This is a genomic window from Paenibacillus sp. YIM B09110 (assembly GCF_037167145.1).
GTDB lineage: Bacteria > Bacillota > Bacilli > Paenibacillales > Paenibacillaceae > Pristimantibacillus.
Genome location: NZ_JBANSP010000002.1, coordinates 101,189 through 128,180 on the forward strand (window position 1 = coordinate 101,189; position 26,992 = coordinate 128,180).

A 26,992-nucleotide genomic window follows, 5' to 3' on the forward strand; every position below is an offset into this window, starting at 1 on the left:
TATATCTCGCGGAAGAAAGCGTTTTTATAATGAAGAAGCAACTATATTATATGAAGACGGGGGTTTCGAACATGGGGAAGAAAGGGAGACTTATCGCTTCGACGCTTGTCGTAGTGATGATGGTAGGGCTGCTGGCGGCATGCAGCAAAGGAGAGAAGGAAGGTAACGGCGCAGGCACCGGTAACGGCGGAAATGCTGCAAATGAGGACAAGCTTAATATCGTAAACGGTAAAATCGAACCAGCCGTAACCATTACGATGGTTCGCGGAGAGGACCCGACGGCCAAATTCAAGAACGGCGAGACTTACGCCGACAACGTGCATACGCGGTGGGCGAAGGATACGCTCGGAGTTAACATGGAAACATTGTGGAGCTCCCCTACGGCGGATTCATCCTATGACACCAAGCTTAAACTGATGCTTTCTTCAGGAGACAAGCTGCCAGACGTATTCGTCTCTACGCAGCCGAACACGACGAACATGTTTCTAGAGTCGGGCAAAGTTTTGGACGTCGGGGAAGCGTTCGAGAAATATGCATCCGAAACATACAAAGCGGCAATGACCGAAGTACCGGAAGCATGGCAGCCGTTCATGAAGGACGGCAAGAAATATGCGCTCCCGGTATTGAGACCGACGATGGGGACTCAATCACCGCTCTGGATTCGTCAGGATTGGTTGGATAAGTTGGGGTTGAAGGCACCGACAACCGTCGAGGAGCTGGAAGCCGTTATGGATGCATTCGTCAACAAAGATCCCGATGGCAATGGTAAGAAAGACACGATAGCGTTAGACTTCGGAATGAAAGATGCGTTGATCGGATACCCGGCAGGAGACGTATCCTGGATCTTCGGATTGTTCGGTGCGATACCGGAACGCTGGTATCCGGGAGAGGACGGCAAGTTGCAATACGGATCTGTTCAACCGGGTATTAAGAATACGCTAGTGAAACTTCGGGAATGGAAGGAGAAGGGCTATATCACGGAAGATATTGCTCTGCACGATTTCAATAAAGTAGCAGAGAATGTAGCGACTGGCAAGGTTGGCATGTTGGGCGGCGAGAATTGGGTCATGGTTTACCCAGGATCTTTGATGCTAGCATCGAACCCTACAGCGATGTACGCACCGTATCCGCTTCCTAAAGGTGTAGACGGCAAGAATATGAGAACGATTGCTAGCTCGTATACGAGTGCGATTTTGATCAGTAAAGATATTTCCGACGAGGCGCTTCAAGCATTTTTCCATTATCAGAATGCGCTTTATGATTCGTATAACACCGAGGATCCATTCCTCTTTAAAGCTTTCCAGGAAGGTTATGATTATACGATCTTAGACGGCAAAGCCGTAATGGATGAGGCCCAAATCCCAGGTGGCAAAGTCGCAACGATGAAGTATACGATTTCCGGCTCGCAGACGGTATATTCATCGAAACTATTGGAATCTACGCTCAAACGTGCGAGAGGCGAGGAACTGAGTAATAAAGACTTGGCAGCTTTCGCAACGTCTGCGATCTTCTCGACGGACAGCAATCCTCTTGAGAGAATAACAGATCAAGCTACGCTCGTGATTGCGGCGCAGACTGACGCCGACGTTCGAGAGTATTTCCAAGGCCCTTCGACAACAACAATGTCATCGAGAAATGAACTGCTTAAGAAGATGCAGATGGATACGTTTACGGAGATTATCTATGGCAAAAAAACGGTTGATGCATTTGATGCGTTCGTCGAGAAGTGGAAATCTTCAGGCGGTGACGATATTACGAAAGAAGTCAATGATTGGTATGACTCGGTGAAATAGCAGAGCGTAAGTTCTCGGCTTCGGAGAAATCTGAGGCCGATTTTTATTATAAGAAGGAGGCAGATCTGCATGGTGGAAATGTTCGAGCAATTTAATAGTCCGGCAAATCGATATCGTCCGAAAATGAGATGGTGGCTCCCTGGCGGTTTCATGAACGATGATGAGATCAAGCGGGAAATAGAGTGGATGTTAGAAAAGGGATATGGAGGAGCGGAAATCATTCATTTTATTGGCATTCCTACTGAGGATGTGGATTCTGCGGATTATGGTTCTTACACTTTCGGTTCTGAGGAGTGGAACAACCGTATGAAGGCGGCGCTTAAGACCGCCATACCTTTGGACTTCCAACTTGACTTTACGGTAGGACCTCTATGGCCGATCGCGACTCCCGTCATTATGGACAAGAACGACGAACGCTGCACGCACGGTCTTCATGTCGGTATGGCTTCGTTCAAGGGCACATATGCAGGAGCTGTTCCTGCATCTGATACGATTGATGGCGATCGTCCTTGCAAGCTTGTGGCTATAACGGCCGCCCGACGACACAATGGAGAGGAGATTGGCAAACTGCTCACGTTTGATACGGATACTGCCGTCGACCTAACCTCTCATAGGGTCGATGAGCGAATCGAATGGTCCGCTCCTACTGAAGGCGAATGGTGTCTGTTCGGCTTCTGGAGCCAGACGAACGGACAGATGAACGATTCCATCGCAGCTCCAGTCATTGATCACTTCTCAAGTACGGCTGCGGAGGCGGTAACGGGCTTCTGGGATGATCGACTTATGGGGGATTCGGAGATACGAGATCTCTATGAGCAAAATGCTGGATGCTTGTTTTGCGATTCGATCGAACTTAATGCCACGATGCTCGGTGGCATGTATGGGGCTACGCCGATGGCCGTATCGATCTGGTCACCAGGCCTTCTGGATGAATTCCGTATACGGAGAGGCTATGATCTGACTCCATATCTGCCGTCACTTTTTGTAAAAGGCTTGTATCAATTGGGGGCAGGCAACCGAACGGATGGGGATTCGGAGTACGATTTCTCCGACCAGACGGTGAATCGTCGTATCCGCAACGATTTCTTCCAGACGTTGACGGATATGTTCCGTTACAATCACTTGAGGGTATTGAGACATTGGGCAAATGGACATCGAATGACGCTTCGCTACCAAACCTATGGGTTATCAACGGAATTGACGGCAGGATTGCTTGAGCTGGATATTCCTGAGACAGAATCGCTTGGGTTCGGAGATTCCACGGACGGTTATCGGCTTCAGTCGGGAGCCGTTCATTTATCCGATCGGGAGATTTATTCGTTCGAGGTAGGCGCGGTCATGGGCTACGGTTATAAGCAGACATGGACCGGCAAGGATTACGGCTTGCTCTGGCAACTGCATCGCGGCTTCGCGAGCGGCGTTAATCAGGCCATTCTTCATGGCATGTCATACGAGTCACAATCTGTTGCAGGGCATTTCGGCACGATGTTCAAGTGGCCGGGGATCTCGCTGATGGGATCCATGTTCTCCAACGAATGGGGAGGACGTCAGCCGAACTCCTTGCATGCTCGTGATGTCATCAATTACATCTCCCGTAATCAGTATGTCCTGAGAATCGGCAGCCCGAAGGTCGACTTAGCGATCTATCGTCATCATATTGACGGAATTCATCATGGAATGGGAACGGATCCTACTCTTTATGAACGATCCGGATACACATACGATTTTGTCAGCTCCTGCCTGCTGGAACTGGAACAGGCTGAGGTTGGAACATTTGACGGTAGACCTGCGCTGGCATCGAAAGGACCAGCTTACCGCGCGATCCTCGTTGATATGCGTAAGAACACGGAAACTGGAGACTGGATGCCCTCAGATATGCCTTTGACGACAGTGAATCGTCTCATTACTTTCGCGGAGAGCGGTTTGCCTATCGTTATCGTCGGAGAAACTCTGCGCCATGTATTGTCTTATAGAGGCGATCGGAAAACAATGGCCGCTGAAGAGTCTGATCTGCGCCTGAGAATCGACCATCTCGTGCAGATGCCCTCCGTTTGCCAAGTCGCGAACCAGCATGACGCAGTGGAGGCACTCGCCCGCCTCTCCGTATCTCCGGCCGTTCAAGTTGGAAGCGGGTTGCATCTGCTGTCCGCGAGGCGTTATCAAGATGGCGTAAACTATTACTACCTTTACAATCCCAACCTGAAGGAAACATTTGAAGGAGATGTGCAGCTCGAAGGAACTGGAAATCCGTTTCGTTTGAACGCTTGGGTCGGTACGGTTCACGCTATGGTTGCGGAGCAAAAAAGCCCCGAGCAATCTACCGTGAAACTTCGTCTAGCTCCGAACGCTACGGCGTTGATCGCAGTGGCGAACGAGTGGAGCGGAGAGAGGACGAGTGATAAACACGTTTTTGACGGATATCAAGAGAAAATCTTCTTGGAGCGATGGTCGGTTGTTGTTGACAGCTGGAGCGCCGGGGAGAAGCCGACTGAAACAAAGATTGATCGAATTGAGCTTGAGCTGGACAAACTGCAGTCATGGACCCTCATTCCGGAACTGAAGGACAAGTCGGGAATCAGTCGATACTTCGCACGCTTTCGGCTGGATCGTACAGCGGGGGAGGGAGAGGAGGTACTGCTCGATCTTGGTGAAGTAAGCGATACCTTCCGGCTGTCAATCAACGGTCATTCATTGAGAGCGGTCGATCAGCTCGACCGACGCATTCCGATCGGCAGTTATATTAAGACGAATGAGAACAATACGTTGGAAGTCGAGGTAGCGACGACGCTGAACAATGCGCTCCGAGTCTACGAACCGCAAAGAGAGCAACAAGAATGCGGACTTATCGGCCCGGTTATTATTTATTATTAATTTTATAAGCAACAAGGCTGGATGCGAATCTGGACTTGTTGCTTTTTTTGTTACTTTTTGGCCCAAGTTAAGATTCGATTATCCAACCTTTAGAACGCGTTATATAAGGCTTCAGGTACCTCCTGTACACTTGAATTAGGCTAACTTTAGTCAGAACTGGAGGGCATCATATGAGTCGTGAGTTGTCGCATAAGTCGCTCATGGGAGACGCGATGGGCCAATTCTCCTTGAATATCGCAACCGGATTGCTAGGCATGATTACTTATTACTACACGGATATCGTCGGAGTATCGGCCGGACTCGTCGGTACCGTTATGCTGATGACGAAGGCAGTAGATGCATTCGCCGATATCGCCATGGGCGCTCTCGTAGATCGAACCCGATCGAAGCACGGCCAAGCGAAGCCATGGTTGCTTTGGACGATTATTCCTTTATTTGTTTCAATCGTACTGTTGTTCTCCGTACCGGATATCGGACATGATGCGAAAATTGCTTACGCGGTAGCGACAAACGTACTGTTCTTCGTGTTCGTCTTTACCCCTCTCTCCATTCCATACAACAGCTTGATGGCATTGACGACGCGTAGTTCGGAGGATCGGGGGCTGATGGGCGTCTACAGGGCTGGTTTCGGCTATTTGGCAGGGATGGTAGTAGCTATTGGATTCATCCCGATCGTGAACCTGATGGGTGGAGGCCAGAATGATTGGACGTTTCTGGCAACCTTATTCGCGGTCATTGCAGCATGCGGCGTCTATATTGCTTTTCGCTCCACGAAGGAGAAGTACAATACACAGCAACTGAAGCAGGCAGGCGATATCAAAAAGACGTTATCGATGGGTACCTCTATTAAGCTGTTGTTAAAAAATCGATATTGGCTGATTATATTCGCCGTCGGAGGGTTGTCTCAAATTTTATTCGCGATGTCAGGGACAACAGGCACCTACTATGCCAAGTACATTTGGGGCGATGTTAATCTAGTCAGTATTATGGGTGGAATAGGTCTTATTCCCGTCGTGGCTGTATTTCTGTTGTCGGGGCCAGTGATGAAGCGAATAGGTAAACGCAACACAGCTATCATTGGTCTCATAATCGGCATACTGGGCATTCTTCTTCGTCTGATTGATACAGAGAGCATTCCTCTTGGTCTTGTCGGTTCTATCTTTCAATCGTTCGGCATGATTCCACTGATGGTTGTATTGACGCCGCTTACGGCGGATACGATTGAGTTTGGGGAATGGAAGTACGGGCAGCGTATTGTCGGAATGACGAATAGCGTGAGCAGCTTCGGCGGGAAAATGGGGGCAGCGCTCGGGACGGCTTTGATCGGCTGGATGTTGGCATGGGGACATTACAAAGAAGGAGTATCCGAACAAGGAGAGCGGGCTACGCAGATGATTATCGCACTGAACCTCTATATTCCGGCTGTTATTTACGTCTTGATTGCCGTATTGCTAATGTTCTTTTCGCTGGAAAAGCAATATACACGAGTTCTTGACGATCTAGACCGAAGAAAAAACGATACTTTCGAACCACCTATTGGGAATGAATAAGATTTTTGAAAGGAGTGGGGCCAATGAGTAGTTTTCTCCCTGCTTTGATCGAACCAATGATGATCGATATTCTCCTCATAGAGAACGGCTCCGGATTATTGATTGTAGGAGACCATAAGATTCGGGCAACCAGCAGCGAGTTGTACATCGTCCCTGTGTCGACGGAAGAAAAAACTTCCTCTCCTGCGACAACTGCGGTGGAAGTGATCCGGTATCGGGTCGCAGCTGAAACGCTAGGAATGGCAGCCCCTCTTGTGCCGATGAGATGGACGATTATTAACGGTAAGAAAGCGGAATTTAAGCATTTATTAATCGGTCTGCTAGAAAATCACACGGGAAATCAAGCTTTGCAAGGAAGGTGCGGTCACTGGACACGCTTTCTGGAGTTGCTTCTGTCCGAACCGGGAGGAGCAGTCCTGCAGCCATGCGAAAGTGACGACTCGCCGATCCGTCAAGCGCTCAATGTAATGGGATACCGCTTCATGAACCCGCTAACGGTCGCCGAGATCAGTCGAGTCGTGGCGATGAGCAGCCGTCATTTTCAGCGAATGTTCAAATCGTTGACCGGGCGCTCCTTCGTGCAGATGCTCCAGGAAATTCGGCTCCGACATAGCTGCGCACTTCTTCAGTTCACTAATTTGAGTGTTCAAATGGTCGCAGAGACGGTTGGCTTTAGCGATATGCATCACTTCTATCGTCTCTTCCGCAATCGCTGCGGGGTGACGCCTGCCGCTTTCCGGCTCCAGTATCGTTATTGAACATAAACGTAGAATGGCGCGATTGCCCATCGTTTCCATACTTGCTCTCGTTTACAGTGAAATAGTACCCACTGTAAAGGAGGACGAGTTATTAATGATCATGAACCGATATCGCAAAGGCGTAAATGTAGGTGGCTGGCTCTCGCAATATCCGTCATTTAGCAACAATCATTTCGATACCTTCATCAGCAAAGAAGACGTGGAGCGCATCGCGTCCTGGGGCTTCGATCATATTCGACTTCCCGTTGATTATCCGCTGCTTGAGGACGATGCCGCTCCTTTCATCTATAAGGAGGAAGGGTTCCGCTATATTGACCGGTTTCTATCCTGGTGCTCGGAGTACGGCCTGAATGTCGTGTTCGACCTTCACAAAGCTCCTGGTTACGGCTTTTTCGAGAACGATAACACTTTGTTTGAAGACGAAAGAATGCAGGAGAGATTGATTGGGATCTGGAAAGCGATCGCGGATAGATATTCTCACGAAGGAGAGAATTTGCTGTTCGAACTGCTCAATGAAGTGGTGGAGGACGACAGTTCAAGGTGGAATGTTCTTTATCCTCGGCTTGTACAGGCCGTTCGCGAATCGGATTCAGCTCGCTGGATTATTGTGGGCGGGAACCGCTACAATGCGGTGGGCGAGCTGAGGAACTTGAGCCTGATCGAGGACGGCCGCATCGTTTATAATTTTCACTTTTACGAACCTTATCTGTTCACGCACCAACGGATGCAATGGGTGGACGTGCTCCGCGATTACGATAAGGCGCTCTATTTCCCTGGCCAAGTAACAGGTATTCCTGAATTTATTCACAAACATCCGCAATACGAATACGTTCGGGAGCTGGATGGCCAGAAGATGAACCGTGAGCTACTGCTCGCTCACCTGAACAAGGCGCGAGAGTTCCAGTCCGCCCACGAAGTTCCGTTGTATTGCGGCGAGTTTGGTTCTGTGGCGGTTGCAGATCCCGTCAGCCGTGTGAATTGGACAAGAGAAGTCGTCCGTTTTCTGAGAGACAACGGGATCGGGAGCGCCTGCTGGACGTATAAGGCGATGGATTTCGGTCTCGTGGACGAGAACGGGGAGGTCGTTTCAGAAGATTTGATACGGCTGCTCACGGATGGAACAGTATCTGAATATGAACGAGAGGAAGAAAACATATGAAAATTACAAAGCTTAAAACAAATCGAATGTATAATCCGCTTGGATTCTCGCTGGATCGCCCTCGCTTCTCCTACTTGGTTGAGGAGACCGAGGCTAGGTCGCAGACGGCCGCCAGATATGTAGTCGCCTTAGATGAATCATTCGCAACTGCCCTCTACGACAGCGGCAAACGGGACGACATCGACAGTCTCGCTTTCGAGCTGCCGATCAAGCTGGAGCCGAGAACACGATACTATTGGCGAGTTGAAGTCTGGGCAGACAATGGCGATCACGCCGTCAGCGAGGCCGCATGGTTCGAGACGGCGAAGTTAGATGAATCTTGGACTGGAAAGTGGATTGTTCCGGAGATGGACAATGAAATTCATCCCGTGCTTTCCCAGTCGTTCGAGTTGCAGAAGAATATCGTTTCCGCGCGCGCTTACGTCTGCGGACTTGGCTTATACGAGATAGAACTGAATGGCGTAAAGGCCGGGAATGAGTATTTGGCTCCTCATTTTAATGCTTACGACAAGTGGCTGCAGTACCAAACCTACGATGTGACGAAGCTGCTTCTAGCAGGAGACAACCGAGTCGACGTTAAACTCGGAAACGGGCTTTACAAAGGAAGATTCGGCTTTGACGGTTATTCGGCCGAGCTGTACGGGAAAGAATTTGCGTTGCTATGCGAAATCCGCGTGACGTACCGGAACGGAAAGACGGATGTCATCTTTTCCGATCCTACTTGGACGGCTGCTAGAAGCAAAGTGGTTGGCGGCAATCTGTACGATGGAGAAATTTATGATGCGACCTTCGATTCCGAAGAGAGGTTCGCGGTACGTGAATGCGATCTCGGCTATGAAAGGTTGACAGCGAGGCTAAGCTTACCTGTTGTCGTCAAAGAAGAGTTGAAGCCGATCGAGATCATCCGCACTCCCGCAGGCGAGACGGTGCTTGATATGGGACAGAACATGGTTGGCTGGATCCGGTTCCGCACGCAAGCCCCGAAGGGAACCGTTATTCGACTCCAGCATGGTGAAGTGCTGCAGGGAGGCAACTTCTACCGCGACAATCTTCGCACAGCGAAGGCCGAATACGTGTACACCGCGGATGGAGGCGATGCGTGGGTACGTCCCTATTTCACGTTCTACGGGTTCCGCTACGTCAAGGTGGAAGGCTGGCGGGGCGAGCTAGATCCGAATGACTTCATCGGCTGCGTGCTGTACACCGATTTAGAAGAGACCGGAAGCATCGAGACGAGCGATCCGCTTGTGAACCGGCTCTTCCTGAATGCGCTATGGGGACAAAAGGGGAACTTCCTCGACGTCCCGACGGATTGCCCGCAGCGTGACGAGAGGATGGGGTGGACAGGAGACGCGCAGGTATTCTCGGGAACGGCGTGCTTCAATATGGATTCATACGCCTTTTACCGTAAGTTTGGCTATGATATGGGGCTCGAGCAGGAGACTCGCGGCGGGATGGTGCCGATGGTCGTTCCAGCGACGAACGTGCAGGGAGGCGGCTCCAGCGCTTGGGCGGACGCCGCCACGATCATTCCATGGAATGTCTACCTCCATTACGGAGACAAGGCAATTTTGGAGAATCAGTTCGACAGCATGAAGGGCTGGGTAGATTTTATCATTCGTGCAGACGAGGAATCGGGCGGCAGGAGACTGTGGACGGTCGGTTTCCAGTTTGGCGATTGGCTGGCGCTTGACGGCAGCAATCCCGACTCCCCGATGGGAGGCACCGACACCGACTTTATTGCATCGGCCTATTATTGTTACTCCTCTCGCTTGACGGCCAAAGCGGCGAAAGTGCTGGGGATGAACGAGCTCGCCGAGTACTACAGCCGAATTTCCGATGAGGTTAAGGCTGCGATCGAAAATGAGTTCTTCTCCAAGAACGGTCGTTTGGCGCTTGATACGCAGACCGCATACGCGGTAGCTCTGTACATGGATCTCGTACCGGAAGCATTCAAGCCGAGAGTTGCGGAAGGATTGAACAAGCGGTTGCGGCAAGACCGCAACCATCTGAGAACCGGCTTCGTAGGAACGCCGTACTTGAACAGCGCACTGTCCGATAACGGAGCCGTCGACCTAGCATACACGCTTCTTCTGAACGACGATTACCCGAGCTGGCTCTACGCCGTAAAGCTCGGAGCTACGACCATCTGGGAACGTTGGAATTCCATTTTGCCGGACGGCTCGATCAGCAGTACCGGTATGAACTCGCTCAATCACTATGCCTACGGCGCCATTGCCGAGTGGATGTACCGGACCGTAGCTGGGATCAACCCGACGGAGGAGGCACCGGGCTTCCGATACACCGTGCTCGCTCCGCAACCGGACTTCCGCTTACGGTGGGCCAAGGCAAAAGTCGCTTCAGCATCGGGTATCTACAAAAGCGAATGGTCGTTCGATGAAGAGGGGAACCTCACGTTCTTCTTCCAGATACCGTTCAACGCGAAGGCATCAGTCCGCTTACCCCGTGCGGAAGCGGAGGCGATCATGATTAACGGTAAAGCACTCGATGGCAGCGGTATCCGCGGCGACCAAAACGGGGAGGAGACGGTGCTGGACCTGGTAAGCGGCAGCTACTTGATCCATTACACGCCGACGAAGAGCTATATCAAAAGGCTGAGCACTCATGTGCCACTTGCTGAATTGTTGCGTCACGAGAAGGCACTCGCTCTGATCGTAACACTACTACCTCCTGGTATAGAGCTGAATCCGGATACGCTGGGTGCATCGATAGGGGACGCCTCGCTTCGTGAACTCGCCGCCTACTATCCGATGGAAGCGTCGATGCTAGACGATCTTGATGTCAAGCTGAAGGAAATTACCGTCTGAATAGGCGGTGAAGGAAGGAGGGAACTAAAACGTGAGAACGTCGAAGATATCTTTAAAGAACGCTAACGTAACCTTAACGACTTATTTGCTGGAATCATCCCCTGAGATGCCGAATACCCGTATTCGTCCGGCAGTCCTGATTTGTCCGGGCGGGGCATATCGAGTGTGCTCGGACAGGGAAGCCGAGCCGATCGCTATGGCGTTCCTAGCGGAAGGTTATCAAGCTTTCGTACTACGGTATTCGCTCGGAGAAGCGGCTGCGTTTCCGCAGCCGCTGAATGACGCTGAGGAAGCGCTCAAAATCATTCGAGAACGCAGCGAGGAATGGGACGTCGATCCGGACAAAGTAGCGGTATGCGGCTTCTCTGCTGGAGGCCACTTGGCCGCCGCACTAGGGACAATGGGAAGAATCCGTCCGAATGCCATGATTTTGGGATATCCTTGCATATTGGAGTCGATGGGAGGGATACTCCCTGCTCCGATTCCGGCAGTGGACCAAGCCGTCGACGATCAAACTCCGCCTACCTTTATATTCCATACCTATGAGGATGCGCTTATACCTGTTGGCAATGCGCTCGCGATGGCCTCCGCTATGGAACGGGAAAAGGTCCCCTTCGAGCTGCATATCTTTCAGAGAGGCAGCCACGGCTTGTCACTTGCGAAACCATTTACTTCAGGCGGGCTGCGGTCGATGACGGATTCCAACGCGGAGCGGTGGTTCGGTCTCTGCGTTAGCTGGCTTAGCAATGTGTTCGGTCAATTCGATCATGATTTAGATGTTGTACTGAATGAAGATTTCAAAGAATACTCCGTAGACGTTCAACTTGGCGTGCTGTGGAAAAATCCTTTATGCAAGCAGGTTCTTGCAGCAAGGCTCCCTATTCTGCAGAGCAGTCCTCAACTAGAGGAAGCCATGGGCATTTCTCTGCGGGTGATCATCGATTACGGAGGACAATTATTATCAGAATCTGAACTTAGTGAGTTGGATCAGGAGCTAAGAGCTATTCCAATGAAAGGAGTCACCCAATGAATACGAAGATCAAACAACTGGTTGCAGCCATGACGACGGAGGAAAAGGCAAGCCTTTGCTCCGGAGAAAGCTTCTGGATGACCAAGTCAATCAATCGATTAGACATTCCGTCTATTATGCTAACGGACGGACCACATGGCTTGCGCAAACAGGCTGGCGACTCTGACCACCTAGGGTTGAACGCAAGCGTACCGGCGACTTGCTTTCCTACAGCAGCCGGATTAGCTAGTTCGTGGGACCGAGATCTGATTAGGAGACTCGGCGAAGCATTGGGACGAGAGTGCCAAGCTGAAGGCGTCGATATTCTGCTCGGTCCTGGCGCGAATATTAAGCGTTCCCCGCTATGCGGCCGAAACTTCGAATATTTCTCGGAAGATCCATATTTGACTGGCGAACTTGCTGCTGCGCATATCGAGGGCGTACAAAGTCAAGGAGTCGGCACGTCTCTGAAGCATTTCGCCGTCAACAATCAAGAGCATCGCCGCATGACAACGGATGCAATCGTTGATGAGCGAACACTGAGAGAAATCTATCTGACCGGTTTCGAGATCGCGGTTAAGAAATCTCAGCCATGGACGGTCATGTCAGCTTACAATCGGTTGAACGGCACATACTGCTCGGAGAACGAGAAACTGCTGACAGGCATTCTTAAGGAAGAGTGGGGTCATGAAGGAATCGTCGTATCCGACTGGGGCGCGGTCAATGAAGCAGTGGACAGCGTCGCTGCTGGAATGGAATTAGAGATGCCATCCAGCAGTGGAATCAGTCAAAGCAAAATCGCAAATGCCGTGGAAAGTGGGAAACTGTCCATCGAGGCTCTTGATCGGGCGGTCATTCGATTGCTAACCGTTATATTCAAAGCGGTTGACAACCGAAAAACAGGTACGAATTACGACAAAGAAGAGCATCATCAGTTGGCGCGCGAAATCGCTCGGGATTCCATGGTACTGCTTAAAAATGACGATAACTTGCTGCCGCTTAACAAGACAGGCAAGCTTGCAATAATCGGGGCAATGGCTGAGCAAGTCCGATATCAAGGCGGCGGAAGCTCTCATATAAATCCTACGAAGCTCGACAACATAAAAGATGAAATCGGAAAATCAGCGGCAGGCGCGGAAATTATGTACTCCAAAGGATATCTTATCGAAGCGGACGAAAGCGTTCAAGATTTACTGAACGAAGCCAAGCAAGCAGCAGCTGCATCCGACACTGCGATTTTGTTTGTAGGGCTACCTGACCGTTACGAATCCGAAGGATACGATCGTACACATTTAAATTTGCCGGCTAACCAGATTGAGCTGATCGAGCAAATCGCAACCGTCCAATCCAATATCGTTGTGGTTTTAAGCAACGGCTCCCCAATTGTCATGCCATGGCTGGGCAATGTTAAAGCCGTATTGGAAGCCTACCTTGGAGGCCAGGCGCTTGGAGGGGCAATTGCTGACTTATTGTTTGGTGACGCCAATCCGAGCGGTAAGCTCGCCGAAACGTTTCCTCAAAACTTAAAGCATAGTCCCGCACATCCCTTCTTTCCTGGTGAAGAGGACCGGACGGAATATCGAGAAGGAGTTTTTGTCGGTTATCGATATTATGAAGCAAAGGACATCCATCCACTCTTCCCGTTTGGTCACGGTTTAAGTTATACGACCTTCGCATACTCCGGGATTGATCTTGTTAAAAACGAAATAACCGACCAAGATACCGTGCAAGTCAGCGTTATTGTCAAAAATACCGGAGTGCTTTTCGGCAAAGAAATCGTTCAGTTATATGTGAAAAGCCGCCATTCAAGTGTCATTCGACCAGAAAAAGAGCTCAAAGGTTTTGTGAAAGTGGCATTAGAACCCGGCGAGGAGAAAAGAGTTACATTTACGCTGGATAAAAGAAGCTTTGCCTTTTACAACACAAATATAAAAGATTGGCATGCGGAAACGGGCGAGTATGAAATCGCAGTAGGCAGCTCATCTCGTGAAATTGCGCTTAGAGCGGTCCTGAAGCTGCATTCCACGACCGAAATCATTCCTGCTTTTCATCGGAACACGACGATTGGCGAGCTGATGGGAAATGCCAAGACGCTCCCGATTCTTGCCCATTTGCAAAGTATGGCTCCTTCGTCAGCAACTCCATCCGATGCGGTATCTCCAGAAATGATGGCTGCATCGATGAAATATTTACCCTTGCGAGCATTACTGTCTTTCAGTGGGGGAGCAATGACCGAAGATACGCTTGGCATGTTAGTTGAACAGTTTAATCAAGCTGTACAAAGCGAACAAGGAAAACAAGAGCGTCAGCATAAGAGCGGAGGAGATCATATGAGTTACAATGAAAATTCGAAACTGGGCGACTTGTTGGCTAACGATGCGGCCGTTGCTGTACTTGAGAAGCATCTTCCGGGAATTTCGACGAACCCGATGGCAAGTATGGGAAAAGGATTATCGCTCAAGCAGCTTTCGGCAATTCCCCAAGCGAATATGCCGCAGGAGTTGATAGCTGCGATCGTAGCGGACTTGGCCGGATTAGGCGTACAGGATGCTGGGACAGTATCCGGGGCTAAGACGGACACCTCCAACAATCTTGGTTTAATGGTTCCAAATGGGTCGGTTGCCGTAATAACAGGAGCAGGAAGCGGTATCGGCCGCGCTGCATCGCTGAAGCTTTCCAGAGCAGGTTATAAAATCGTGGCTGTTGACTTCAATGCGGCTACTGGAGAGGAAACACTCGCTCTTATTCGCGAGCAAGGCGGCGAAGGAATATTCGTGCAAGCCGACGTTTCGAATAACGATGACGTCGAACGTTATGTGAATACAGCAGTCGAAACGTACGGAAGAATCGACGCGTTCTTCAACAATGCGGGTGTGCTGCAGAAGTTTTCCATGCTTGAGAACATCGAGCTTGCCGAGTATGAGCGTATTATGAACGTCAACGTCAGGGGTGTATTTCTTGGCTTAAAACATGTTCTTAAAGTAATGGCAAAACAAGGCTTCGGCTCTGTCATCAATACGGCATCGACTGCGGGACTGCGCGCGGAGCATAGTATGGCTGCCTACACCGCAAGCAAACATGCGGTAATTGGACTCACGAAGGCAGCGGCGATAGAGTATGTGCGCAAAGGCGTCCGAATCAATGCGATATGTCCGGGAGGCGTTGACACGGCATTGACGCAAGCCGTTCCAGCTATGATGCAAGACAGCGGCTACACCCCGGAAGAGTTTCCGAACATGCGTATCGGACGTTTCGCTGAACCTGCAGAGCTAGCGGAAATGGTCGTATTCCTCGCATCCGGCAGTTCAAGTTATATGACAGGTTCAATCGTTGCGGTGGACGGCGGCTTGACTTTGTAATATTCAAAGCCTCATGTGGTAATAGAAGAAAAAGCATTGAAGAGAATGAATATAACGGAGGGGATCCGAATGAACTTCAATGAAAATACCAAGCTTGCAGATCTTTTGTCCAATGCAGATGCGGTTAAGGTACTTGAAAAACATTTGCCGACAATTACGACAAACGCAATGATTAGCTCGGCTGCTTCGTTTTCACTCAAATTGTTGGCTGCATTTCCTCAGGCGAATCTATCTGAAGAAATGATTGCCGCAATCGTTGCTGATTTAAAAATGATTACGTTTGAATCGAGCAGTGTCATAACGACGAATGCAGATAATAAAACAAATAAAATCCTGCAAACGATTAGAGAAGATGTCACCATCAAGTCAAAAGAACTTATTCAAATTCGCGATCCGTTCGTTCTGCGTAACGAGTCTGATCAACTTTATTACCTATATGGGACAACGGATAGAGATACCTGGAACGGACCAGGCCGAGGCTTCGATGTTTACCGAAGTAAAGACTTGGACCAGTGGGAAGGACCGTATCCCGCGTTTCGGCCGAAGCCTGATTTCTGGGCAACCATGAACTACTGGGCCCCGGAAGTTCACCAATACAAAGGTCAGTATTATATGCTTGCTTCGTTCAAAGCAAACGAATTTGCCAGGGGAACACAGGTTTTGGTTTCAAACGAGCCAATTGGTCCGTTCCGCCCTCATAGCAATATGCCGGTAACGCCTAAAGATTGGGAATGTCTTGACGGAACGTTGTATATTGATGAAACCGATCAGCCTTGGATGGTGTTTTGTCACGAATGGACGCAAATTGAGAATGGAACCATTGACGCGATACGACTAACTGAATCATTGGACGGCTCGGTCGGTGACCCCATTACTTTATTCGCGGCTACGGAAGCAACGTGGGTGAGCGAGATCAATCCCGGCGTTCCTTTCTATGTCACTGATGGACCTTTCATGCATCGCTGCAAAGATGGAACTTTGCTAATGCTTTGGTCTAGCTTCAAAGACGGAAAATATGCCCAAGCGATCGCAAAATCGGAGTCCGGTCAGATCCAAGGACCATGGATACAAAATGAAAATCCGTTGTTCGAAGGTGATGGAGGCCATGGGATGTTATTCAAATCATTCGATGGAGAGTTGATGCTGGCATTGCATTCACCTAACGACACGCCAAACGAGCGTGTGATGTTTATCAGACTTAGGGAGGCAAACGGCAATCTTTTTGTCGTATAAGTAACTTAACGAACGGATGGCGAAGCTGAATACCGGTTCGCCTGTTGAATGCAGGTGTCAAATGATGCCGTATATTGGTCGTCTCATCGGAGATGCCAAATATTTTTGTGTTTCAATATGGTTGTCTATGTCTGATTTCTAAAGACATAGACAACTATTTTTTTATTGTCATTCATTACTAAAGCTGAATAACACCTAAAAAAAACAGAACAAAAACCTGAATAATTAGCTGTATATGAAACAGCCTATGTAAGTTACGATGAATAAAACCATGGTGAATTAAAAAAGTACGCTAATCAAAAACAAGGGAGGAAATAATGGCATGCTTAAGGCTGTTGTTTTTGATGATGAGAATATTGTGTTGATGGCGCTGAGAGCGGTAATTGATTGGGAAAGCTATGGAATCGAGCTGGTTGGAACGGCCGACAATGGAATTGAGGCGCTTCGGATTTTTCGTGAGTTGCGCCCTGATATTGTACTTACGGATATTCGAATGCCTGGCATGGACGGCCTTGAATTAATCGAATTAATTTCAATGGAAGCGCCGGATACGATGTTTGTTGTTTTTAGCGGATTTAATGAATTTGAATATGTTCGCCGCGCTATAGGGCTTGGCGTAGTCGATTACTTGGAAAAGCCGGTAACGGTAGATAAAATCAAGAGCGCAATCGAAAAAACAATTAAACGCATCGTTCATCAATACGAGGTTAGCGCCATGAAATCCAAACTGGAAGAAAATCATATGGACTTGCTTGAAAAAGCAACTCTTGATTTATTATTGATCGGCGGGAACGCGCTCGAAAAATGGACTCAATTGCATGGAAATTCCGAATGGATACAAGGCGTTACCGTCCTGGCTTTTAACGATAAAAGCGATGAATTTACCGGAAATTTGATGAGCAATATTATTCATGTATCAAATGGCGCTGAACGTCTCGCCGTTATGGTTCATCACGAGATACCGACAGAGCCATTCTGGGAAACGTTGATGGAGTGGTCTAACGAAAGTACAGTGTTATTCGGCTCTGGCCGAACCTATGCTTCCGTTAGTGACGCACCAAAGAGTTATCGTGAAGCATTACGCGCACTTCGCTACGGCAGATTTATGAAGGAAACCGGATGGATCCGTATTCATGACATAGAAGGAAATACGGATTATACGAACGATTTAAGCAAGCACGAAGAAGCAGTTGTATTATCTCTAAGGACATTGGATAAGGATGCCTTGGACAAGGGATTGGAGTCGTTCGAGGTATGGATGGAGACACAAAAGCTCGATCCTGAAAAAGCCGAACATGAGATTTTAAAGTTGGTGTATCGCGGAATTGAAGTCGTAAAGGATGTTGATCGCGATATTCAGTTGCCCGGGATGATTATCCCGCATCAGGAACTGAGCGGTATGCAGACAAGAGTAGAAATGATTATTTGGTTGAAAGGCAAGCTGGAGCTGGTTATGGATTGGCTAAAGGCGAATCGCCCCTCCAACAAAAATATCGCCGTAGAAAAAGCCATTGTGTATTTGGACAATAATTACGGAAACGATGTGTACTTGCAGGAATTAGCAGAGCATGTCGGCTTAAACCCGACGTATTTCAGCCTTCTTTTTCGCGAGCAAATGGGAATCACATACATTAAATACCTTACGAATCTTCGTATTGAACACGCCAAGTCTATGCTGCTGGAAGGTATGCGAGTCAATGAAGTAAGCGTGAAGGCAGGTTATTTGAACCATAGGCATTTCAATGAAATATTCAAGAAACAGGTTGGCATGACGCCGGGGCAGTATAAGGACAAACATTCCTCCCGTTAAGGATGTAGATAGTGATGAAAATGAAAAGCATATGGAGCCGAATGAGATTCAAACGAGTTCGCAGCAGGATTCTTGCAGCCATAATCCTGTTATCGTTGCCGCTTATTATTTTACTAGGCCTCATTTCGATTAATATTTCGAACGATGCACTGATCGCGGTGAACGAAAAATCTAACAAAGATCAGTTAAGAACGTCCAGTGAAGTCGCAGATTTGCTTTTTCGCAATATCAAAAATTTGCATTGGTCACTTGTGAACAATGAGGAGATTCGAGATGAGCTAAGAAGTAATAGTCAGAATTCAGAACTACGGCCGGATGTTCAAACGCTTAGAACGACAACACGATTACAACGAATGGTCAGCAGCAGTTATGCGGATACGCGGTTTGTAACGTCCATCTGCGTGTTTGATTTGCAGTTTAGAACGTATTGCTCAGGGCGCTCCGATGATGCGGGTGCTTATGAGGGAGCGGATAAAGTTTCTCGGATCAAGGAGTCCGGTTGGTATAAGAACGCTTATGCCAATAAAGGGAAGATCGAGTATTTGCCTTCCGATTTGTTTGGTGAAACGAACGATACGTTCTCCACGGTTAAGTTGTTCCGTGATGCGGATAGCAATAGCGGAGAGCCTATCGGCATCCTGGTCATAAATGTGTCCAAGTCCATATTCCACAAAGTGTTTAATGCCAACGGCGCTGAATATGGCTCCTATATGGCGCTGGATCATTTGGAAGGAACGCCTATAGCCGTCTATAATAGCTCGTTCGATATTCCGTTAGGAGACGGAGAAATGAGCAAAGTAATAGGACAGCTAGAGGAGCGAGGGTACGTTATTAATTCCTTCTATAATCAGACGACGAAATGGACGTTGCTTCATTTGGTACAGAAGAAAGAACTGCTTGGAGAAGCAAAAAACATTAGGTGGGTGACAACTTTGATTGCCGCCGCCTTCGCTATGTTTGCAATAGCGGTATCCTATGTCATTTCCGGAACGATAACGCGCCCTTTGCTTCAGGTAAAAAAGATGATGCTGGATTGGACGAAAGGGGTTAAGCAGTTTCCGGAGGTTTTTGCCGAGGATGAAGTCGGAGTAATCGGAAATACCTTTAGACGAATCGCAGTTGAATACGACGAGCTGAACGAGAAGCTGGTTCATTCTGAATTGAAGGAGAAGGAAGCGGAACTCCGCGTCTTGCAATCGCAGATTAAACCTCATTTTTTGTACAATACGTTAGACTCGATGTACTGGCTGGCGTACCTTGAGAAAAACTACAAAGTAGCGGATATGGCTGTTTCGTTATCTGAAAGCTTTAAGCTCAGTCTTAATAAGGGGAAAGAAACGATGCCTATCTATAACGAGCTAAAACACATTCAGCACTATTTGAAAATTCAAAACATCCGTTTCACTGACCGGTTTAGCTACATTGAAGACGTCGACGATGCTATTTTAGCCATGGAAATGTTGAAATTGCTATTGCAGCCGCTTGTGGAGAATTCCATCTATCACGGGCTGGAGAGGAAAATCGGGAAAGGCACCATTAAACTGACTGGCCGCAAAGAAGGTCACTACGTGGTTTTTATAATTGAAGATGATGGAATCGGTATGAAGGATATATCGCAAGTCGAAAATGGTTTTGGTTTGAAAAACGTGAGAGAGCGACTTCAACTGTATTATGGACCGGACAGCTCGATGGAAATATGGAGTCAAAAAGACGTGGGGACAAAAGTTACTCTGAGATTTAATCCGATGCCACCTAAAGAAACCGGAACAAATACCTGAACAATGAAGCGCTTACAACATTTCTTGTACCGCTCTACAATAAAAGCAGCAGGAAGCTAGCAGCTTTCGAGCAAACGTACAGGGGGAAAGAACATGCATGTGATTAATAAAAAAAGATGGGCAAGTATACTAAGTGCTTTTCTTGTAGCTGCAACCGTATCCGCATGCGGGAACGGAAATACGAACGAGAATGCCGGCACCGACGCTGGGCAAAACGCGAATGCCGATAAGGAAGTCACGCTTACGCTTATGACTGGCAATACTCAGGATACGGTTAATACGGCAAATGCATTAATTGAAGGCTTCAAGAAGGTGAAGCCGAACATTACGATCGAACTAGAGACGGGTCCAGGGGGAACGGAGTTAGACAATCTCGTCAAAACCCGCTTGGCAACAGGGGATATGACGGACGTGTTCTTCTATAACTCCGGCTCGTTGATGAAAGCGCTAAATCCCGAAGAGTATTTGCTGGATGTGACGAATGAATCATTTATGGCTAACGTAATCGACTCTTACAAGCCAACCGTAGCGGTCAATGACAAAGTCTATGGAGTGCCTGCAGGGTCGACGGTTGCCGGCGGCTGGTTCTACAATAAAAAAGTGTACGCCGATCTAGGACTCGAAGTGCCAAAGACGTGGGCGGAGCTGATTGCGAATAACGAAAAAATATTAGCGGCAGGTATTACCCCGGTTATTGGTTCCTTCAAAGATACGTGGACTTCGCAAATTGTCGTGCTTGCCGATTTCTACAACGTGCAGGCGCAGGTTCCGACTTTTGCTGACGACTACACGGCACATAAAGCGACCAACGCAGGTACCCCTGCAGCATTGCGCAGCTTCGAGAAGCTTCAGGAGCTGAACGACAAGGGGTTTTATAACAAAGACAAACTGGCAACAACCTATGACGCCGGCATGAAAATGTTAGCGGAAGGAAAAGGAGCACACTATCCGATGCTTTCGCTTGCAACGCCGACTATGGCACAAAACTTCCCGGAGCTTATCGAAAATATCGGATTTTTTGCTCAGCCAAGTGACGATGCCTCGCAGAACGGCCTGACGGTATGGATGCCAACCTCCGCATACATCTATAAGGAGAGCGAGCATACCGAGGAAGCTAAGCAATTTTTAGCTTACATTGCGTCCGTAGAAGGAACGCAAGCGATTTCGGCTATATCGAAACCAGTCGGTCCTTACATCATTAAAGATGCGGTTATTCCAGATGACGTGCCGTCGCTGGTGAAGGAAATGCTCCCATACTTTGATTCGGGCAAAACAGCGCCTGCGTTAGAGTTCGTCTCTCCGATTAAAGGACCAAGCCTTGAGCAGCTTACGGTAGAAGTAGGCGCAGGCATCAAGAACGCTCAAGAAGGTGCTGCCGCTTACGACAAAGACGTTGAGAAACAGGCTAAACAACTGGGCATGGAAGGCTGGTAAGCCAGCGTAGCGATAGAAAACTCGAGTAGGAGGTTCGGCCCTGTGTCGCAAACGCAGGGCCGATTCACTTCAAGAGCTTAGGAGAGATACTCATGAACCATATTTTCAAAAAAACCTATTCTTATTATTTCTTATTGCCTGCTGCCATCCTTTACTTCATTATTTTTATTTTGCCCACGATCATGTCATTCTTTTTTAGCTTCACCAGGTGGAACCTCTCGGACTGGGAGTTTATCGGATTCGATAACTTTATCACCTTTTTTAACGAGCAGTCGCTTAGCATTGGTTTTAAAAATACGTTGATCTATGCAATAGTCACCTGCACTTTAAAGGTTGTTATTGGTTTATTGCTAGGCGTCCTTTTAACTTCGAATATATGGACCAAGCATTATTTACGGTCTGTTATATTTTTTCCTACCTTGGTAAGTACGATAGCCGTCGGCATCGTATTCAGCGTAATGATGCATCCAAGTCAAGGGATCATAAATACGGCATTGGATTTCATGGGCATTCAAGGTCCGGATTGGCTCGGAGACACTAGCATCGCTTTGCTATCCGTTGCGATGGTCGATGTATGGAAAGGTGTTGGGTTCGCGACTGTTATTTATATTGCCGGCATTCTCTCGATACCGAACGAATATTATGAAGCGCTTCAGATTGACGGCGGGAACGGGTGGCATAAGTTTTGGAATATCATCGTTCCATTAAGCCGTCCAGCTACGAATTCGGTCATCATTCTGGCCTTTATTGGCGGCTTGCGTTCATTCGATCTTGTATGGGCTATGACGAAAGGCGGTCCTGGATTTACGACCGACTTGATCGCGTCCATTATTTATAAGCAATATCAAGGCGGATTTTATGGTCTTGCTACAGCTGGAAACGTCATCCTGTTCCTCGTCGTTACCGCACTCGTATTTCCGCTGTATACGTACCTGAATCGTAAGGAGGTAGACTTGTGAGAAAGGTACGCAAGCTAGCGCTAGAACTAATCGGAGTTTTGTTCTCCATCGTTGCTTTCTGGATTCCGTTTTACTTTATCATCGTGAATAGCGGCAAAGATGCCAAAGAAGCTTCACTACTGAACCTGACTTGGCCATCCACTACGTACTTTTGGCAGAACATGAAGGCAGTCATTGAAGCTAGAGATTATATGCTGATTCGCGCATTTTTCAACAGTACGCTGCTAACGTTAGTATCGATTATTATACTCATTGTTTTGGCCGCCATGGCTGCCTATGTATTGCAGCGTCGTAAAGACCGGTTGACTCCGTTCATGAACTTTCTCATCTTGGCAGGTCTAATCATCCCGCCGGCCATTGTGCCAACGATCTGGGTTATGGACGGCATTGGTTTATTCAAAACGATGTTAGGCCTTATTTTAATTGAAGTCGCTTTAAGTTTTCCGTTTGCCGTACTGCTGTATAAGGGCTTTATGGCTGCTATTCCGCGTGAGGTGGACGAGGCGGCTGTCATAGATGGCAGCAGCGGCATGCGTTTGTTTTTCTCTATTATTCTCCCGTTGTTGCAGCCGGTTACGGCAACCGTAGTCGTCGTGTCTGCCGTTAATATTTTTAATGACTTTACGAATCCATTATATTTTTTGCCGGGTTCCAAAAACGTAACGGTTCAGCTTACGCTGTATAATTTCCAAAGCCAATTCACTACACAATACAACTTATTATTTATGAATATTTTGCTGATCACGATTCCGCCGCTCATCTTATTCTTACTGTTCAATAGACGCATCGTTGCGGGAATGACAGCTGGATCGGTCAAAGGCTAGGTTCGCAAAAAAAGCAAAAAACGGTTCAAAGGAGATAATGAGATGATATCCAATTTAACGATAGAATCCTTAACGTGTGAGTATCATAATTACTTATTAGGCAGTGATGTAGCAACTCCTAGATTCAGTTGGATGCTCGCAACCGGCAATCGACGAGGCGTGGTACAGGTTGCCTATCAATTGCAACTGAAGAAACAAGAAGATGATTATTCGGCACCGGTATGGGATACAGGCCGCTGCGAATCCGATCAGTCCCTTCATTGTATGTATGAGGGGCCGGCTCTCGAGACTCGTCAATCGTATCGATTTCGGGTAAAGGCATGGGATACTGCCGGCAACGAATCTCCTTGGAGCGATGAAGGAAAGCTTGAACTTGGACTGAAGAGCTCGGAATGGCAAGCAAATTGGATTACGCCCGAAGCAACCGTTATTCCGGTTGATTCCGAAGCCGCGTTTTTACTTCGTAAAGGTTTTAACCTTCGTTCCGACATCGTCGTTGGACGTGTATATGTAACGGCTGCAGGAATCTACGAGCTTTATTTGAACGGAAACAAGGTTTCAGAAGATTTATTTGCACCTGGGTGGACAAGTTACCATCATCGAATTCAGGTTCAGACTTACGATGTCACAAACGATCTCAAGGCTGGTGGCAACGGTATTGGCGTCATGATCGCCGATGGCTGGTATCGTGGCGGATTGGGATTTGATGGTCGTAACTATAGATATGGGGATCAGCGCGCGGCTCTGGTGCAGCTGCATGTTCGGTATTCGGATGGAACGGAAGAGGTCATTGCTTCGGACGCAACATGGAAGTCTGTGACAGGTCCCGTATTATATTCGAATATTTATCATGGAGAAACTTACGATGCGCGATTGGAACGAATCGGTTGGACAGAACCCCTGTTTGATGATGCGTCATGGGAAGCCGTCCAAACCGTCGATCTTGGATACGAACGATTGGTAGCTCAAGAAAATTGGCGGAACGCTGTAACAGAAGTTCTTTCTCCTGTTTCGACTTTTATTACGCCGGCAGGCGATCATGTGCTAGATTTTGGGCAAAATATGGTTGGCCGAGTAAGCTTCCGCGTGAATGCTCCAACGGGAACCATCATTACCATGCAACATGCCGAAGTGCTCGATGCGGATGGAAATATTTACTTTGGCAATTTGCGTACTGCGAAACAAGCGGTCTCTTATGTCGCGCGTGGCGGCGAGACCGAAGAGTATGCCCCGCACTTTACGTTCATGGGCTTTCGTTATGTGAAGGTAACCGGTTATCCGCTTCTGAACAATCACTTGCCGCTCGAGGCTTTCAAAGGTGAAGTCATCCATTCAGACATGAAGGAGTCTGGCTATTTCGAATGCTCGGATGAAAGAGTCAATCAATTGCAACGCAACATCAAGTGGGGGCAGCGCGGCAACTTTCTCGACCTGCCTACGGATTGTCCGCAACGGGATGAACGGCTGGGCTGGACGGGTGATGCTCAAGTGTTCATCAGTACGGCGCTATTCAATTATCAAGGAGCGCCATTCTTCACGAAATGGCTGCGCGATCTAAAAGCGGAACAGCATGAAGATGGAGGCGTGCCGTACGTCATTCCGGATATCGTTGGCGGATCGAGTTCCGCGGCATGGGGCGACGCGGCCGTTATTTGTCCATGGACCGTTTATCAATACTATGGAGATGTCCGGCTGCTTGGAGAACAATTCGAAAGTATGAAAAAATGGGTGGAATACATTCGAGCGCAAGGCGAGAACGAGTTCATGTGGAATACGGGATTCCACTTCGGGGATTGGTTGGCGTTGGATGCCAAAGAGAACAGTTATATTGGCTCAACGCCAACCTCTCTCATAGCAACCGCCTATTTTGCCTATTCCACGCGTATTGTGCGCGATGCGGCCCAGGTACTTGGACGATCTAACGAAGCGGATCGATATGGAAGACTTTACGAACAAGTTCGTCAAGCTTTCCAGGATGAATTTGTAACGAAAATGGGGCGCATTGCTTCGCCGACTCAAACGGCTCATGTGCTTGCGCTAGTATTCGATTTGGTCGATGATCAGGTGAAGAAACGAGTCGCAGCGGATCTCAATAATCTGATTGTGGAAAATGATTACCATCTCTCGACCGGTTTCGTAGGTACTCCGTATCTCTGCTTTGCATTATCGGACAACGGATATCATACGACAGCCGTTCGCCTCTTGCTGCAGGAAAGTTATCCAGGATGGCTGTATTCCGTATCCAAAGGCGCAACGACTATATGGGAGCATTGGGATAGCGTGAAGCCGGATGGCTCATTCTGGAGCGACGATATGAACTCGTTTAACCACTATGCATATGGAGCAATTGGTGACTGGATGTACAAATGCGTAGCAGGGCTTAATATGTCGCCTTCCGTTCCAGGATTTAAGCGTACACGTATCGAACCGCTATTTGGCTCGACGAAATTATCTTTTGCGAAGGCCGGGCATCATTCTATGTACGGACTTGTCGAATCCGGTTGGCGCTTAACCGGAGATCGCATGGAAGTGGAGGTACGCATACCTGGAAATACAACTGCCGAAATCGTTCTTGTTGGAGCTAAGATTGCTGATACTACCGAAAACGGGGTAACGCTGGATCAAACGGAAGGAATCGAGTCTATTACCGAAAACGAAAACCATTTGCTAATTGTCGTAGGTTCTGGTTCGTATCGTTTTCATTATTGTGCTGATGGACTATTCCGTGAATCTTATGACGCTAAGACCAAATTGGTAGAAATTCTTATGGACGAGAAGGCGACTGCCATTATTCGTGAACATGCTCCAAATCTGCTTGAAGGTGCGTTGGTTAATATAGCTAAGCCGCTGTCTCTTGAACAAATCGGCGATAATACGATGATGCGAGTGTCCAGTCATAAGCTCGCAAGGATTGTCGAAGAATTAGCTGCGCTCTAATAGCAACTCCAAAGGCAAAAAGGCATATTCCCCATTCTTAACAATGCCGCCTCTTTGAACAGCAATAGGCTGTTTAAAGAGGGGGCCGTCAATTACGGTTGTATGAAACTCTCCGCCTTCTCCGCACGGGTCAATCCCGCGAGCTTGCAGTTCTTTTATGTATTCGTGAGTGAGCGTTTGTCCCAGATCGTCCTCCCGCATCCCTAGCGATAAATTTACAGTAACCAGGATAGATACGAATCCTAGATTGATAAACTCGGTCACAGCCTCATAATGGTCCATCTCCCATAGCGGCATTGCAAGCTTTAAGCCGGCATTTCGAGTAACCTTGTCATGCCAACAGCCGTCAACAGGCATATCCAAGTCCCCTGTTACTAACACTTCTGCGCCTTGACGCTTCGCTTGTTCCAATAGCCCCATAAACACGGATTCATAGTCATCCCAACTTGCAGCCGCCGTATAAACGGGCAATCCGATCGATTCAGCTTGGGCGCTGATCAGCTCGGGAGGCATGCCATGGGATCTGGAACGTTTCCCTTCTTCCTCCAGCATGACAATGAGTCCGAGCGCTTCTCCAACCTTCATTGATTTATAAAGCGCCAGCATGCTGTCCTTACCACCGCTAAAAGAAGCTATAAATTTATGCCCGTAAGCGCCATTTTTCCAGTTGACCATATTGTCCATTCTTAT

The 26,992-nt window shown here is 48.3% G+C and carries 15 protein-coding genes and 2 pseudogenes; 16 read left to right on the forward strand and 1 reads right to left on the reverse strand.

Annotation, left to right across the window (positions count from 1 at the left end; all coding sequences use genetic code 11):
• Positions 1-29: 29 nt before the first annotated feature.
• The 16 genes and pseudogenes from V8F51_RS02765 to V8F51_RS02840 all read left to right on the forward strand — a co-directional run bounded on the left by V8F51_RS02765 (position 30) and on the right by V8F51_RS02840 (position 26,302).
• Positions 30-1,793 (forward strand): extracellular solute-binding protein, encoded by a 1,764-nt coding sequence (locus tag V8F51_RS02765; RefSeq protein WP_337098523.1) that lies wholly within the window; start codon positions 30-32, stop codon positions 1,791-1,793.
• 69 nt (positions 1,794-1,862) lie between these two features.
• The gene (locus V8F51_RS02770; RefSeq protein ID WP_337098524.1) at positions 1,863-4,664 is read left to right on the forward strand and encodes a glycosyl hydrolase; all 2,802 of its coding nucleotides are present in this window, start codon (positions 1,863-1,865) and stop codon (positions 4,662-4,664) included.
• 170 nt (positions 4,665-4,834) lie between these two features.
• Complete coding sequence (locus V8F51_RS02775) at positions 4,835-6,214, forward strand: MFS transporter (RefSeq protein ID WP_337098525.1); 1,380 nt, start codon at positions 4,835-4,837, stop codon at positions 6,212-6,214.
• 23 nt (positions 6,215-6,237) lie between these two features.
• Positions 6,238-6,972, forward strand: a complete 735-nt coding sequence (locus tag V8F51_RS02780) for a helix-turn-helix transcriptional regulator (protein ID WP_337098526.1) — start codon at positions 6,238-6,240, stop codon at positions 6,970-6,972.
• 94 nt (positions 6,973-7,066) lie between these two features.
• Entirely contained in the window at positions 7,067-8,131 is a 1,065-nt protein-coding gene (locus V8F51_RS02785) for a glycoside hydrolase family 5 protein (protein WP_337098527.1), read from the forward strand.
• Positions 8,128-10,959, forward strand: a complete 2,832-nt coding sequence (locus tag V8F51_RS02790) for an alpha-L-rhamnosidase (protein WP_337098528.1) — start codon at positions 8,128-8,130, stop codon at positions 10,957-10,959. The genes V8F51_RS02785 and V8F51_RS02790 overlap by 4 nt, the downstream gene beginning before the upstream one ends.
• 31 nt (positions 10,960-10,990) lie before the next feature.
• The gene (locus V8F51_RS02795; RefSeq protein WP_337098529.1) at positions 10,991-11,989 is read left to right on the forward strand and encodes an alpha/beta hydrolase; all 999 of its coding nucleotides are present in this window, start codon (positions 10,991-10,993) and stop codon (positions 11,987-11,989) included.
• Positions 11,986-14,244: pseudogene (locus tag V8F51_RS02800) on the forward strand (beta-glucosidase family protein); the annotation flags it as partial. The gene V8F51_RS02795 and the pseudogene V8F51_RS02800, both read left to right, overlap by 4 nt.
• A 345-nt stretch (positions 14,245-14,589) precedes the next feature.
• Positions 14,590-15,327, forward strand: a pseudogene (locus V8F51_RS02805) (SDR family NAD(P)-dependent oxidoreductase); the annotation flags it as partial.
• Between the two features lie 69 nt (positions 15,328-15,396).
• Positions 15,397-16,560 (forward strand): glycoside hydrolase family 43 protein, encoded by a 1,164-nt coding sequence (locus V8F51_RS02810; RefSeq protein ID WP_337098530.1) that lies wholly within the window; start codon positions 15,397-15,399, stop codon positions 16,558-16,560.
• A 322-nt stretch (positions 16,561-16,882) separates the two neighbouring features.
• Positions 16,883-18,370: a response regulator gene (locus tag V8F51_RS02815; protein WP_337098531.1), complete on the forward strand. Its 1,488-nt coding sequence runs from the start codon at positions 16,883-16,885 to the stop codon at positions 18,368-18,370.
• 41 nt (positions 18,371-18,411) lie between these two features.
• Entirely contained in the window at positions 18,412-20,148 is a 1,737-nt protein-coding gene (locus V8F51_RS02820) for a cache domain-containing sensor histidine kinase (protein WP_337098532.1), read from the forward strand.
• 93 nt (positions 20,149-20,241) lie between these two features.
• Positions 20,242-21,582 (forward strand): ABC transporter substrate-binding protein, encoded by a 1,341-nt coding sequence (locus V8F51_RS02825; RefSeq protein WP_337098533.1) that lies wholly within the window; start codon positions 20,242-20,244, stop codon positions 21,580-21,582.
• Between the two features lie 92 nt (positions 21,583-21,674).
• Positions 21,675-22,541, forward strand: a complete 867-nt coding sequence (locus V8F51_RS02830; protein ID WP_337098534.1) for a carbohydrate ABC transporter permease — start codon at positions 21,675-21,677, stop codon at positions 22,539-22,541.
• Complete coding sequence (locus tag V8F51_RS02835) at positions 22,538-23,365, forward strand: carbohydrate ABC transporter permease (protein ID WP_337098535.1); 828 nt, start codon at positions 22,538-22,540, stop codon at positions 23,363-23,365. Before V8F51_RS02830 ends, V8F51_RS02835 begins: the two co-directional genes overlap by 4 nt.
• Positions 23,366-23,410: 45 nt before the next feature.
• The gene (locus V8F51_RS02840) at positions 23,411-26,302 is read left to right on the forward strand and encodes a family 78 glycoside hydrolase catalytic domain (protein WP_442956397.1); all 2,892 of its coding nucleotides are present in this window, start codon (positions 23,411-23,413) and stop codon (positions 26,300-26,302) included.
• Here the strand turns inward: V8F51_RS02840 and V8F51_RS02845 are convergent.
• Positions 26,288-26,986, reverse strand: coding sequence for a diphthine--ammonia ligase (locus tag V8F51_RS02845; protein WP_337098537.1), 699 nt, complete (start codon positions 26,984-26,986; stop codon positions 26,288-26,290). The two genes, V8F51_RS02840 and V8F51_RS02845, sit on opposite strands and share 15 nt — an antisense overlap.
• Between the last annotated feature and the right edge of the window lie 6 nt (positions 26,987-26,992).

Excerpts from the sequence above, each read along its gene's own strand:
- V8F51_RS02765 (WP_337098523.1), top strand. The coding sequence starts at position 30 with ATGAAGAAGCAACTATATTATATGAAGACGGGGGTTTCGAACATGGGG.
- V8F51_RS02770 (WP_337098524.1), top strand. The coding sequence starts at position 1,863 with ATGGTGGAAATGTTCGAGCAATTTAATAGTCCGGCAAATCGATATCGT.
- V8F51_RS02775 (WP_337098525.1), top strand. The coding sequence starts at position 4,835 with ATGAGTCGTGAGTTGTCGCATAAGTCGCTCATGGGAGACGCGATGGGC.
- V8F51_RS02780 (WP_337098526.1), top strand. The coding sequence starts at position 6,238 with ATGAGTAGTTTTCTCCCTGCTTTGATCGAACCAATGATGATCGATATT.
- V8F51_RS02785 (WP_337098527.1), top strand. The coding sequence starts at position 7,067 with ATGATCATGAACCGATATCGCAAAGGCGTAAATGTAGGTGGCTGGCTC.
- V8F51_RS02790 (WP_337098528.1), top strand. The coding sequence starts at position 8,128 with ATGAAAATTACAAAGCTTAAAACAAATCGAATGTATAATCCGCTTGGA.
- V8F51_RS02810 (WP_337098530.1), top strand. The coding sequence starts at position 15,397 with ATGAACTTCAATGAAAATACCAAGCTTGCAGATCTTTTGTCCAATGCA.
- V8F51_RS02815 (WP_337098531.1), top strand. The coding sequence starts at position 16,883 with ATGCTTAAGGCTGTTGTTTTTGATGATGAGAATATTGTGTTGATGGCG.
- V8F51_RS02820 (WP_337098532.1), top strand. The coding sequence starts at position 18,412 with ATGAGATTCAAACGAGTTCGCAGCAGGATTCTTGCAGCCATAATCCTG.
- V8F51_RS02825 (WP_337098533.1), top strand. The coding sequence starts at position 20,242 with ATGCATGTGATTAATAAAAAAAGATGGGCAAGTATACTAAGTGCTTTT.
- V8F51_RS02830 (WP_337098534.1), top strand. The coding sequence starts at position 21,675 with ATGAACCATATTTTCAAAAAAACCTATTCTTATTATTTCTTATTGCCT.
- V8F51_RS02845 (WP_337098537.1), bottom strand. The coding sequence starts at position 26,986 with ATGGACAATATGGTCAACTGGAAAAATGGCGCTTACGGGCATAAATTT.